Here is a 13655-nt window from a genome sequence, read left to right as displayed (position 1 = left end):
TTTTGAACTATTCCTTTTTATAGATTGACAAGCAAAGGAAGTTATTGAACCACTACCTTTTTCACCACCTTTTGCTGACCGTTTTGTAATTCCAGAATATACAAGCCTGGCAACCAGCTGGAAGTAATAATCTCTTTTTCTGTATTCGGCTGCAAATTGATCCCCGACATGATTGGCGTTCCACTCACATTCACAATACGCAGCGTAGCTTTTCGTGAAGAAATGACTTTGATATACTCCTTGGTCGGATTGGGATAAGCCTTCACATTGATTTCCAACGGAGGCTCTGTGCCGGTAATAGTCACAGGAAGTATGTTGGTAAACAAAGATAAACCTCCGCCGTTGTTGCCCACAGCGATATCCGGCTTCCCATCTCCATTGTAATCTCCCACCGCCAGCGCTAAATATCTCCCCAGAAACATGGCTGAGGGTTTTCTATTAAGCTCCACCAGCTGACTCACACGCTCAGTCCATTTCCCCCAGGCTGCTTTGTAAAAAATACGAATGTTACCGGTGTGATCAACAGTGAGCAAATCTGGCTGTCCGTCTAAATCTACATCAGTTGCCACGGCATGAGCAAATCTTCCTTCAAAACTTAGCCCTACTCCGGCAAACGCATCGCTTTCCAATTTGAAGGCAAACTGCCGGTTATTTCCTGTGTTTGTGTAAAAATGAATGTTTCCCTGTGGTTTACCTACAATCAGATCCAGATCACCATCACCGTCTGCATCATAAAAAAACGGGGAATCTCCCAATTGAGTCTCTGTTGGCATTGTTAGCAACACGGCTTCTGATACATTTAACTGAACAGCAGCACCCTTTGCTCCATTGTTTGGAATATACCTGTATTCCGGTCTCAGGGTTGAAGAAGAAGTCCCGAAAAATCCAAGGTCTGTCACTCCATCACCATTAAAATCAGCCCATTGTGGTTTGATATTATACAATCCAAAAGATGCGGCCAGATCCAGATAATTTTCAGAACTCACCTCGTAAGCAGGCTCTGATTTGGTTCCTGTGTTTGTCAATAACCAAAAACCACCTTTAAAACCAACGGTTCCCGGCATTCCACCGGTCCCGATCACCATGTCCAGATCGCCGTCACCGTCAACATCAAAAAATGAAGGTGAAGCATTTTCACCAACATCGATCATTTCATTTTGGAGGAAGTTGTTTTGGGTTAACCGGAAGTCAGGATTATCGGACGTTCCCGCATTGTGATAAAGTAAATTTGACGATTTAAAATCGACCATATTGCCGTCATTGGAAGCAACTCCAGGCGCCACAATGAGATCGTCTACACCATCGAAATCAACATCTTCCATAAATGCCGTAGGGAAAATATGGAAAGAGACCGGATCTTTGGCGGGATACGCATTATTGAAACTGTTGAACTCAGACGCCAATCCACCGGTGGCGTTATTAAGAAAAGACAAATGTTCATTACTCACATGCCCAATCACAAGATCTTTTTTGCCATCACCGTTCAGATCCCGAAGCAATATTGAATTACCCGCATGCTTTACACTACCTCCTGAAAAATCGGAGACACCGCAAGGAACATTAAATACAAAATCCTCATTTGTTCCTTTATGAAAATTTCCCCAACAGTCGCCGTTTCGTGCAAAAACGGGAGCTGTGGGTCCACCAAGGCTATCCGGAACTCCGAACTTTTCCATACTCATGTTTTGATGCAGCTCTATGAATTCACCGGCAAAGTCAAAAGTTACAATGTCAAGATCACCATCGCCGTCGATGTCCACAATGCCAGGAATATCGGGACCAGAAACCTGCAAATTAATTACTGAGCTGTAACCCTGTGTATTGATCACCTCCCTTTCCAACTTCCACGACCACACATTCCCTGTTTTGATTTGTCGGTACACCTTTATACCGAGGGAAGTACTGGTAAAAAGATCTTTCAGTCCGTCACCATTGTAATCTGCCAGAATCATCCAGTTATCCATTTTAGGAAACGCCGCTTCATATGCGGGAGCGTGCAAATAGGCCTTTTTTGCAGGATCAGGAGAAGCAATAAATGTTGTAACGCGACTATTTGTACGGTCAAAAACAACCAGATCCTCTATGTCATCATTATTCAAGTGCATTTTAAGTACTTGCGAGGCGTTGAGCCCTCCTGCCCATGGATTGAGCAACCGAATTCCTTTGGCAGACACAGTAATTGAAGAGTCGCGCTTAAACCAGGACTGCTGCCCGAAAACTGCCGTTGACAGACTTATATATACAAAGAAGAATAAACAGGAGGTATATTTCGTACGCATCGTTGAATAATAATCCGTTAATTTTGCTGATCAGTAGAATGGATTCTTAAACCTAACGAAATAAGATTCCATTTGATTGAGCTGTCGGAACAAAGTTTATGATCAGAACCGACTGCTCCTGAACGTCAGAACCAAAAAATTAAAACATTTCAGTTATTAACCTGCATATTTTCACATGTATACTCCTATTGAAACGCTATATGATATCTATTTGAATGGTGGAAAAATTTGCACCGATACACGCCAGATTGAGCCAGGATGCATATTTTTTGCTTTGAAAGGAGATAAATTTGACGGAAATAAATATGCGCTGGAAGCATTGCAAAGCGGTGCAGGTTATGCTGTTGTAGATGATACCGAACTTGGCACAAATTCCAGGTTATTGTTGGTTGAAGACGTACTGACAGCCTTGCAGGATCTGGCTCGCCATCATCGTAAAACATTCACCTTCCCTGTAATTGGGCTTACAGGTTCCAACGGAAAAACAACCACCAAAGAATTGATAGCCAAAGTATTGGGTATGAAGTTCAGTACCTATGCTACAAAAGGCAACCTCAACAACCATATTGGTGTACCGCTAACGCTACTTTCAATAGATAAAGACAAACATGAAATGGCTATTGTGGAAATGGGCGCTAATCACCAGCAAGAAATCGCTCTGCTTTGCAGCATTGCGCAACCCACACACGGACTCATCACCAACATCGGAAAAGCACATTTGGAAGGTTTTGGCGGAATACAGGGAATTGTCAAAGGCAAAGGAGAGCTTTATGATTTTTTATCCAAAAAGAAGGGAATCGTATTCGTTAATTCTAAAAACGAAACATTAATGGAAATGGTGAGCAAAAGGCGGGCTTTTGGTGAAATCGTTTTCTATTGCTCGGAATCCAGTCAGGTAAATCCGGAATTGATACAGGAAAGCCCTGTCATAATTTACAAAGGAAACAACCACCGCAGGGTTACGACGCATCTTCCGGGTCAATACAACTTCGATAACATTTGTGCAGCGCTTGCTATTGGGAAATATTTGGGTGTTTCCGACGAAGATGCACATGAAGCAATTGCAGCATACGAGCCCGACAATAATCGCTCACAGGTGGTAAAAAAGGGAAGCAATACTATCATTATGGATGCCTACAATGCAAATCCATCTTCCATGGCCGCCGCCATCGCCAATTTTGACAGGATGCAGGCTTCTAAAAAAATGCTTATTCTGGGCGACATGTTTGAGCTGGGAGATGCCGCTCCCGAAGAACACTTGTTATTGGGGCAGCAAATTGCAGCAGGAAAATTTGACATCGTTATACTGGCTGGTAATCTGATGCAGCATGCACTTGCCGCTCTTCCAAAAGCCTATTATTTCCCGGATAAATTTTCACTGCATAATTGGGTCATGGACAATCCGCAGGAGAATACATTTATTCTGATCAAAGGATCCAGGGGAATGGCATTGGAAACCATTTTACCACTGATGAAGGATTAATATTTATAATTACTTTAATTGTAAATATAATTATATAGTACAAATTTATGAATTCATAAACAAAATCTATTAATATTCATTTTTGATAGAAAAAAGTAAATCTATTCGATTTAATCAAGTCTTTCCTTTTATAGTACCATGTTAAAAATTGCCTTCAATGAGCTTGGATTGTAGATTTGCAACATTAAAAAATACAATTTATAAACTCACGAGCAATCATGGCAAATAGACTTTTATCGGTTGGATCAACGTTCCCCGAATTCAAAAAAACATCGGTAGTATCTCTGGAAAAAGGTAATGAATTTTACGATATCACTTCCGAAGATCACAAAAATGCTGAAAAATGGATGGTGATGTTCTGGTGGCCTAAAGACTTCACTTTTGTATGTCCTACCGAAATTGCTGAGTTTGGCAAAAAGGTTGACGACTTCGCAGATCGCGATACAGTTCTTATTGGTGCATCTACTGACAGTGAGTTCGTTCACCTTGCATGGCGTAAAAACCACGACGATCTTCGCGATCTTCGTTTCCCTATGCTTGCTGATACCTCTAAGTCATTGGCGGAAGAATTGGGTATTCTTGAAGCAAACGAAAAAATCGCTTACCGCGTAACATACATCGTTGATCCACAGGGAATTATTCGTTGGGTATCTGTTAACGATCTTTCTGTTGGTCGTAACGTTGACGAAGTAATCCGCGTTCTGGATGCACTTCAAACTGACGAGCTTTGCCCATGCAACTGGGTAAAAGGAGAAGCAACTTTGGCTTAGTTATTAGTCTTAAGTTCTTAGTAAACAGTTCACAGTATATCAATTGTGAATTGTTTACTAAAAATTAGGTTCCGGTTTAGGGAGAGTATAAAATTAAAAGTGTGGCCAGTTGCCTGCTTCCTATACAGTAATTACTCTAACTCCTGACCTCTCTAACTTCTTAATCAAAAAAAATGTACCCATTTGCAGCAGCAGGGAATACGAAAGATTCTCTGTATAAAGAAATAAATCTGCCCGCTGATTTTGAAAGTGTGCTGATCAACAAACTGGCGTCTTTGGATCACCGTTATCTTAAAGACCTTAAAATTAACATTGGCAACGTTCTTAAATCCCAGAACATCAACCGTAAAGAGGCGATTTTGATCGCACTTTCGGTAGCCATAAACGAAAAGAACGCAACGCTTATTTCTGCTCTTGAAGAACTGGCAGTTAATGAAGGGGCTGACGAAAAGGAAATTGCCGAGGTTAGCGCCTGCGTTTCTTTGATGAATGCGAACAACGTATTTTATCGTTTCAGGCACTTTATGGATAAAGAATTCTACAACAATGCACCAGCCGGAATCAAAATGAGCATCATGGTAAATCCTGTGCTCGGTAAAGAATTCTTTGAACTGCTAAGCCTTGTTGTTTCAGCACTTAACGGATGCGAAATGTGTGTAACTTCACATGAGCAATCGGTGTTGAACCATGGCGGAACCCAGGCAAGAATATTTGATGCAGTACGCATCGGAGCTATTTTCAAAAGCTTTACAGTTCTCGCTTAACAATTCAAAATCAATTATTAAAGGCGTGATTCCAAACGAATTACGCCTTTTTATTTTACGTTAGAAATCGTACCGAATTTTTTTAGCAAGACAATTTATCTACCACCTACACGCACAGACTATATCTTCTCTGCAATTATCGGAATAAAGCTTCCTTACAGGATAAAAAATCTAAATTCAGAGTCAAAAGCTCAAATTTAATCTACCAAACTTCACATCAATAGTTTTTCTGGTTAATTTTGCAGACATATTTAGACATTAAACTAAACTAGCAAATAATGGCAACGTCAACCGACACGTACATTCCATACAAGGTTAAAGACATTTCTCTGGCCGAATGGGGTCGTAAAGAAATCACATTAGCAGAAGCTGAAATGCCAGGTTTGATGGCGATTCGTGCTGAATACGGACCATCTCAGCCACTTGCAGGTGCGCGTGTAGCTGGTTGCCTTCACATGACGATCCAGACTGCTGTTCTGATCGAAACACTTACTGCTCTTGGTGCTGAAGTAACCTGGTCTTCATGTAATATATTCTCAACGCAGGATCACGCTGCGGCGGCAATTGCAGCAGCTGGTATTCCGGTATATGCCTGGAAAGGTATGAACGAAGAAGAATTTAACTGGTGCATTGAGCAAACACTTTTCTTCGGAGAAGACCGTAAGCCTTTGAACATGATACTTGACGACGGTGGTGACCTTACCAACATGGTTTTTGATGAATATCCTGAACTGATTGAAGGTATCAAAGGTCTTTCGGAAGAAACTACAACCGGCGTTCACCGCCTATACGAACGTTACAAAAATGGCACACTTCATTTGCCTGCTATCAATGTAAACGATTCCGTTACGAAATCTAAATTCGATAACAAATATGGTTGCCGCGAATCTCTTGTGGATTCTATCCGTCGTGCAACTGACTTAATGCTTGCTGGTAAAGTTGCGGTTGTAGCAGGTTACGGTGATGTTGGTAAAGGTTCTGCAGAGTCTTTGCGTGGCGCTGGATGCCGTGTTTTGGTTACTGAAATTGACCCGATCTGTGCGCTTCAGGCTGCTATGGACGGATTTGAAGTTGTAACAATGGACGAAGCTGCACCACGTGCTAACATTTTTGTCACTGCAACAGGAAACTATAAGATCATTACAGATCGTCACTTCCTGGCAATGCGTGACAAAGCGGTTGTATGTAACATCGGTCACTTCGATAACGAAATCGACATGGCTTGGTTAAACGGAACATACGGCGCATCAAAATCTCAGATCAAACCACAGGTTGATATTTATTCAGTTGAAGGAAAAGACATCATCGTTCTTGCAGAAGGTCGTTTGGTAAACCTTGGCTGTGCAATGGGTCACCCATCTTTTGTAATGTCCTGCTCATTCTCCAACCAGACTTTGGCTCAGATCGAACTTTGGACAAACACAGATGCTTACGAGAAAAAGGTATACGTTCTTCCAAAAGCTTTGGACGAAAAAGTTGCTGCGTTCCATCTTGCTCACGTAGGAGCGAAATTGGACATTCTTTCTGACGAGCAGGCTGCTTACATCGGCGTTACTCCTCAGGGACCATTTAAAGCAGAAACTTACAGATACTAAGAATTTCTTAGGTTCACGGGAGCGCCCGCCCCGCAAAGTAGATAAGCGGAGACGCCGCCCGGCAAAAAGCAAAGGTCGCAGAGTTTTTCTTTGCGACCTTTGCTTTTTCGTATTTTTGCTTTGCGTGAAAGTTTCACTAAGCCTCTACTCTTTTGCAACCTGAGTGGTTACATCCTGATTTCGGACAGGGAACGGAATCGTGATCCCATGCTCATCAAACTTGCTTTTTATTGCCATCATACCCGTGCTTTTAGCAGCTCCGGGGCCAGTTTTGATCTGGTCAATCCAAAACAGAACCTGAAAATCCACGCTGTTTTCTCCAAATTTGGTGAAGTTGAATTCCACCGGCCGGATGGCACTTAGAAAGTTTAAACTTTTTATCGTTTCCAGTGTCAGGTTTTCCACTTTTTTCAAATCGTCCTGATATGAAACACCGCACTCAATAGAAACTCTTCTTTCACCGGAATGTGTGAAATTCACAATTGGTTTCTGAAAAATATCCTTACTTGGTAATTCCACCATTTGCCCGGCGAAGTTATCCAACTTCACAGATCGCAACCCAATGGATTTAACCCTCCCGGTATAGCCGTTCGTTTCGATAATATCTCCAACGGCAATGGGGCGTTGTATAGCAATAAAAGCGCCCGAAATAAAGTTGGTGGTCAAATCCTGAAATGCAAAACCCAAAGCCAGGGCAAGTACTCCAGCTCCGGCCAGCAGGGAGGTAACCGTTTTATCCAGGCCCAATATCCCCAAAGCAAAAAATAACCCCACCGCAAACACGGCAATTTTAGTAATCGCAGAAATGAGGCTTACAAGCGCCACATTGTGAGATGCCTTTCCCAGTAGTTTTGAAACAAGATTACTGATGTATGATGCGGTATATCTGAAAGCGATGAGCACCAGTATCGCGATAATTACATTGGGTATGAAACCAACGCCAGCATCATACCATCTTTCCAGCTTGGTACCAATCGGGTCAATAATTTTTAAAATCTGTGTTAAGATCATCAAAGGCAAATTAAAATCTTCATCAAAAGTAACAGACAAATTTGTAAACCTGTTATGCGTCTGCCATGGTTTTAACCAAACAGAGCCGAGAATATGCATCCCGGCTCTGTTTTCATACGATGAAGTTTGTTTCTAAACTTCGCCCATCACGTACATTTCTTCCATGGTAGGCGTTGGGTTTCCTCCTTCTTTTTCCAGGGTAATTGCAAATGCAACTGCACCACTTCTGGTTTCCTTCATTCTAAGTAACTTGTTCTCAAACTCGTCGTCCAGCATTCCATTGTCCATCGGCTTTCCATCAACAATGCTCCAAAGCTGGTATTGTTTACCTGCTGGTGCGGGCGGTAGTTTCTTTACATCCAACATCACCTCATTGGTTTTTGGATCCCAAAACGCTGCTACGGAACTCTCAGGAGATTTTGGCAAACCTGCAAGGCGAATCACTTTATACCGCTGATCGCGGTACATCGCTGCCAGTTGTTGGCTATAATCCGTAGTTTTTTTCAGCTCCTGAATTTCCGAAGCCAAAGCCTCATTACTTTTTTTTGTTCCTGAAACCTCAGTAGCTGCCCAACCCGCAAACAATGCCAATAAGACCGTTGCTGCTACTGCTAATTTAGCCCAGAAAGGAGTGACCTCACGTATCTGCGTTTTACTGAACACATCTGTCACAATGGGGGCCTCCTCAGCTGTAACCGGTATTTCAACAAACTCGCCGTTTCTGATGTCTTCACTATTAGTAGTTTCTTCGTCAGAGACTTCGGCCGAATCAGTTGAATCAAAGTTCATTTGAGCGAAAATCGAATCTTTTAAAGACGCGGGTGGCGCTGTCTGGTGTTTAAGTGCATATTCTTCCAAAGCGCTTTCGGTCCTCAGCAGCTCTTCTTTTATCTCTGGATAAATGTGAGACATACACTCCACCTCCTGTTTCTCCTGTGGTGAAACAGTGCCCAATACATATTCCTCTAATATACCGGACTCTATGTAGGCTTGGATATTCATACTGCAAAGTATTGTTTTAACTCTTGTAACGCTGTCCGGATCCGCGATTTAACTGTGCCCAGAGGAATTTGCAATTCCTCTGCTATTTCCTCATGGGTGTACCCCTGGAAATAAGCCATATCGATCAGAATCTTTCGTTCCGGTCGCAGCATATTAATTATTGCTTTCATGTCTGAGCTCAGATGCTGTGCATTTTCCGCTTCATCAGGCTCATTCTGCACTATCTTTCCTTCAATATCATCCATTACAGGCTTTCTTCCTTCAACCCTTGCGGCATCAATGGCTCCGTTTCTGGCAATATTCATAATCCAGGTAAATAACCTTCCCTTCTCCGGATTATAGGATGCTATGTTCTTCCATATCTTCAGAAAAGACTCCTGCAATACATCGGCTGCACGTTCTTCGTCACGAAGCGTTTTTGAAATGATGTTAAACAAAGCACCGGAATAATGATCGTACAGAAATTCAAAAGCGGTACGCTCATTTCTTTGCAGAGCTGCCACTAATTCTTCTTCCGAATATTTTAACTTGCTGGTCGCCAAGAGTTGCTTAACGTTTAATTGTATATTTCGTAATGGCAAGCTAGCAAAATTTGCCAAGACGAAATGATTTGGAAAATAAAATATTGTACCGTTTCCATTGGTCCCCGAAAGTCCAACGAGATATTGCCCCGGTTGTGGCCTGACTCTGCTTGAAAACTTTCCCATCTTAGTGTGTTTTTAATCATATACGATGATTACACCAAAATGGATTCAAACTACATGTAGTCTGGAACTAAAAGGCGACAAATTCAGGACTCCCGCAATGCAATGATGTTACCGATACTTTATTTACGCAGTGTTTCTACTTTCCAGTAGGTAAGATATAAAAAGAAGGAAAGGAGACTCAGCAGATATATCACATTCCGCGAATCAATAAGTCCTTTCCCAAGCGCACTATACTGGGTATCCAGTGCTATCCATGAAAAAAGATCGGCTGCTGTCCCGCTGTTCCACAATTCTGAAATGGCACTAAATCCAACGTACCATATGAACCCAAGAAAGACGGCAAGAATAAAAGCGACAATTTGATTGTCATTTAGAGACGAGCACCAAAGCCCCATTGAGACAAGCACGCCGCAAAGTAGCAACAGGCCCATATACGAGCCGAAAACGGCGGCCGAATCGATGTTGCCCTGGGGATTGCCCAATTGATAAACGCTGAAATAGTATAAAAGTGTGGGAAGGATTGTGAATAGAACCAAAACCCAGTTGGCAAAAAACTTTCCAAGAATCAGATCTCTGTTTCGAAGTGGTTTGGTCAGCAGTAATTCCAGCGTTCCATTCCGGCTTTCTTCCGCCAAAGAACGCATGGTGATAGCAGGTATTAAAAATATTAACACATAAGGTGCAAGGCTAAAAAACGAGTTCATATCCGCAAAGCCGTAGTCCGGGATATTAGAATCCGGAAACACCCATACGATCAGACCTATTGCGGTCAGAAACACCGCCATCACAATATAGGCGATCAGTGAATTAAAAAAACTACCAATTTCCTTCTGAAAAATTGCTAACACCTTCTTGTCAAAAATTTAGTTTTGGGTATGCTAAAAAGAAAACTCCGGCTTATTCGAAAACCGGTTTTTCACGACGAAATATGGCTGAAACTACCAGTGATACAATGAATCCCATAAGAATTGACATAAAAACTCCACTGAAAAACATGATGCTTGGAGACATGAACTTCTGTGCCAATTCCATACTCTGATCAATTTGTGCGTCATCCATTCCCCGTTGCTCCATGTCTGTTCTCACTTTATCCACTGCCTGAGTCATGATAGAACTATCAATAAAGCGATTGTAGAAAGTACTGAATGTCGACACAAGCAATCCCATCACGGCTGACACCAGAGTTCCCAGTCCCAAACCTTCACCATAAGACATAAAACCTTTGTTCTGCTCCCTGAAATCCTTCATAGCCATCACAATGCCGGCAATCATAAAAACAAATTGCAACGAAGACAGAACAGGGTTCTGAGAAAGACCTGACACGTTGATGATGGTGGTGTAAACCATGATCACAACAGATACCAATACGCCGTATTTAAGGGCAACTCTTGCAGTAGATACTTTTTCTTCCATATCAATTCTTGTTTAGACCCTTGATCAAATTTATTTGCAAACCCTCCTGCGTTGTGATAATGCAGGTAAATCTATTATTTGTTATGGTAAATTCCGTAGTTCTGCTTTCTGAAAATAAGGGAGATAATGAGTATAGGGATAATTCCCATTACCATCTTCTTACTGATCTCATCTTTGATTACCACTGATGGCTGCATCGATTTTATATCCTGATACATTTTTAAAAACTCAGGTTCTTTAATGTTTTTGATCAACTCCACTTTACCTGCATCAAGTAATTGAAGCATTTCAGTGGTATACTGAGTGAATATACCGGGATCAACGTAGGTAATAAAAAGATAAATCAGCCAGCCATTTATAAGAGCCGCCACGCAATTAACTACATACCCGATCGTGAGCGCTTCCCACAAATGCAGAAACCCTTGCCCCACTGTTTTCCGGTAATACCAGCAGGCCCCGGCGATCATGATGATGTATATCCCGAAATCAAGGATCTTTCCAAGCGGCATAACATCCAAAGCATACAAGCCAAGAAAAAAACAAAATGCCAGCAATCCGGTTACAAGTCCGAATAACAATGAAATTTTTAAAAGAGGTTTATTAAAATAATCAATAATTGACTGCATAATTTTTAACTAAAAAACACTTCAAATCAGGACAGAATTACCCTGTTATTCAAACCACTCAAACTTATTATTGTTTGCCACTCCACGAACTTTTCCTTTTAGATTCTTGCCTAAGAAAGGTGTATTCTTCGATTTGGAATAACTTTTTTCAAAAGTCCATTCCGAGTCAGAGCTAAAGAATGTAAGATTGGCAACTCCACCTTCTTCAATCGTGCTCTCAGGAAGTCTCAGAATGCGGCGCGCCTGTGTTGTCAATTTCTCTACGATATCATCAACTGACAGACCACTATGCATTACAGACAACGAAAATGCTGTTTCCAGACCGGTTATTCCAAAATCGGCATGATCAAATTCCAGATTTTTACTCTCTTCATCATGTGGATTATGGTCAGAAACGATGGCGTCTATAGTTCCGTCGGCCAAGCCTTCCCGTAGTGCCTCCGTGTCATCAGCAGACCGGAAAGGTGGATTTACTTTCAGATTTGTATCAAAACCAATCAGATCACTGTCTGCAAACGCCAACTGATGTGCGGCTACATCACACGAAACGGGCAATCCTTTTGCTTTCGCCTCCCGTATCAGTTCCACTGCCCTTCTGGTGGAGATCAACGAAATATGCAGAATAGGCTTTTCAGCTGAATACGTACTATTTTCAAGTGCATACTCCAATAACTTTAAATCCCTGTGTAACATCATTTCCTCGGCAAGAGCAGGAATTCCTTTCATACCGATTAGCGTACTGGTTACACCTTCATGCATTTGTCCATATAAGGTAAGCTGCCTGTCCTCCGGACGATTCATAAGCAATGCTTCCAAAGGACGCAGATATAGAATCGTTTTAAGAAAAAGATCCGAATTCTGAACGGCATGCTCACCATCTGTAAAAGCAATGGCTCCTGCCTGGTGCAGGTCAATCATTTCGGTAAAGTCAACTCCTTCGGTTTTTTTGGTAACCGCAGCTGCAACATGCAGATTAACTAGTCCTCCCCTTCCCGATTGCTTGATGTAATTTAGCGTGTCTTTGCTATGTACCACAGGCTCCGAATTCGGCAACAGGACGATCTCCGTAAATCCTCCGTGTGAGGCTGCCGCCCGAACCGAAATTAAATCTTCTTTATGTTCGAATCCGGGATCCCGGGAAGCTACGCGCATGTCGACCCAACCCGGTGATACACTCAGCCCGTTACCATCGATTGTTTCAATCCCGGTAGCATTGATGTCATTCCCAACTTGTTTTATTATTCCATCCTCAATAAAAAGATCGAGAACCTGACCATTCACAGGCGAAATTTTATCTACGATCCGGACAGAGCGAACAATTACCTTCATAATATTTTACAAAATCCCCAAGCGAGTCAGTTTGAAGTTAACAGTTGTTAGTAAACCGCTCGTATTAATTGATTTATAACTATTTAATTCCTTTTATTTTCAAAGATAGGCTTGAAGTCAGCTAAAAGGAACCTGTTTACTTTTCACTTTTAACTTACATCATTTTGGTAGCTTATCTGTGTTGCAAAAAAAAAGCTCCCTTCGGAGCTTAAGGCTTGTTATCAGGCGCCTATAAATGTCTGATATTCTTCTGCTGAGAGAAGGCCATCAGTATCACCTGGATTTGCCAAACTAATCTTAACCATCCAGCCATTTCCGTAAGGATCGGAATTTACCAATTCGGGTTCACCGTCCAATGCATCGTTTACTTCAAGCACGGTTCCTGCTACTGGTATGAACAAGTCTGACACCGTTTTCACAGCCTCAACCGAACCGAATACTTCCCCTTTTTCCAGCGCATCTCCCACCGTATTGATATCTACATAAACAATATCGCCTAGTTCCTGTTGCGCATGATCCGTAACGCCGATGAATGCGACGTCGCCTTCAATCCGGATCCATTCGTGATCTTCCGTGTATTTCAGTTCAGATGGGAAATTCATAATGTATTTTGTATAAGTTTTGGGAAGTCTTTATATCCACAAATTACAGGATGTAGACTGTATTTTCCAAATAG

At 41.9% G+C, this 13655-nt stretch carries 13 protein-coding genes; 4 read left to right on the top strand and 9 right to left on the bottom strand.

Annotated elements, in window-relative coordinates:
• Positions 1–41: 41 nt before the first annotated feature.
• A complete protein-coding gene (locus tag LZG71_RS12540) occupies positions 42–2279 on the bottom strand; it encodes an FG-GAP-like repeat-containing protein (RefSeq protein WP_233820886.1) in 2238 nt (745 codons plus the stop codon).
• Between the two features lie 175 nt (positions 2280–2454).
• Between LZG71_RS12540 and murF the strand changes: the two genes are divergently transcribed.
• From murF to ahcY, 4 genes are all read left to right on the top strand, one after another.
• The gene (gene murF, locus LZG71_RS12535; protein WP_233820884.1) at positions 2455–3762 is read left to right on the top strand and encodes a UDP-N-acetylmuramoyl-tripeptide--D-alanyl-D-alanine ligase; all 1308 of its coding nucleotides are present in this window, start codon (positions 2455–2457) and stop codon (positions 3760–3762) included.
• 218 nt (positions 3763–3980) lie between these two features.
• Positions 3981–4532: a peroxiredoxin gene (locus LZG71_RS12530; protein WP_233820882.1), complete on the top strand. Its 552-nt coding sequence runs from the start codon at positions 3981–3983 to the stop codon at positions 4530–4532.
• A gap of 173 nt (positions 4533–4705) precedes the next feature.
• Positions 4706–5296, top strand: a complete 591-nt coding sequence (locus tag LZG71_RS12525) for a carboxymuconolactone decarboxylase family protein (protein WP_233820880.1) — start codon at positions 4706–4708, stop codon at positions 5294–5296.
• A 278-nt stretch (positions 5297–5574) separates the two neighbouring features.
• Positions 5575–6891, top strand: a complete 1317-nt coding sequence (gene ahcY / locus LZG71_RS12520; protein WP_233820878.1) for an adenosylhomocysteinase — start codon at positions 5575–5577, stop codon at positions 6889–6891.
• Positions 6892–7035: 144 nt separating this feature from the next.
• Here the strand turns inward: ahcY and LZG71_RS12515 are convergent, their stop codons facing one another.
• The 8 genes from LZG71_RS12515 to gcvH form a co-directional block, all read right to left on the bottom strand.
• Positions 7036–7902: a mechanosensitive ion channel family protein gene (locus LZG71_RS12515; protein ID WP_233820876.1), complete on the bottom strand. Its 867-nt coding sequence runs from the start codon at positions 7900–7902 to the stop codon at positions 7036–7038.
• Positions 7903–8034: 132 nt separating this feature from the next.
• Positions 8035–8904 (bottom strand): anti-sigma factor domain-containing protein, encoded by an 870-nt coding sequence (locus LZG71_RS12510; protein WP_233820874.1) that lies wholly within the window; start codon positions 8902–8904, stop codon positions 8035–8037.
• Complete coding sequence (locus LZG71_RS12505; protein ID WP_233820873.1) at positions 8901–9446, bottom strand: RNA polymerase sigma factor; 546 nt, start codon at positions 9444–9446, stop codon at positions 8901–8903. The genes LZG71_RS12510 and LZG71_RS12505 overlap by 4 nt, the downstream gene beginning before the upstream one ends.
• Positions 9447–9730: 284 nt before the next feature.
• A complete protein-coding gene (gldF, locus tag LZG71_RS12500; RefSeq protein ID WP_233820871.1) occupies positions 9731–10459 on the bottom strand; it encodes a gliding motility-associated ABC transporter permease subunit GldF in 729 nt (242 codons plus the stop codon).
• A gap of 49 nt (positions 10460–10508) precedes the next feature.
• On the bottom strand, positions 10509–11024 hold the full coding sequence (locus tag LZG71_RS12495) for a DUF4199 domain-containing protein (protein WP_233820869.1): 516 nt from the start codon (positions 11022–11024) through the stop codon (positions 10509–10511).
• Between the two features lie 74 nt (positions 11025–11098).
• Positions 11099–11650 carry a DUF4199 domain-containing protein gene (locus LZG71_RS12490; protein WP_233820867.1) on the bottom strand — a complete coding sequence of 184 codons (552 nt, stop codon included), beginning with the start codon at positions 11648–11650 and terminating at the stop codon, positions 11099–11101.
• 45 nt (positions 11651–11695) lie between these two features.
• Entirely contained in the window at positions 11696–12979 is a 1284-nt protein-coding gene (locus LZG71_RS12485; protein ID WP_233820865.1) for a dihydroorotase family protein, read from the bottom strand.
• A gap of 221 nt (positions 12980–13200) precedes the next feature.
• Positions 13201–13581 (bottom strand): glycine cleavage system protein GcvH, encoded by a 381-nt coding sequence (gene gcvH, locus LZG71_RS12480; RefSeq protein ID WP_233820863.1) that lies wholly within the window; start codon positions 13579–13581, stop codon positions 13201–13203.
• Positions 13582–13655 lie beyond the last annotated feature (74 nt).

Source organism: Dyadobacter sp. CY312 (assembly GCF_021390535.1).
Taxonomy (GTDB): domain Bacteria; phylum Bacteroidota; class Bacteroidia; order Cytophagales; family Spirosomataceae; genus Dyadobacter.
This window is presented reverse-complemented; position numbering and strand designations above follow the sequence as displayed.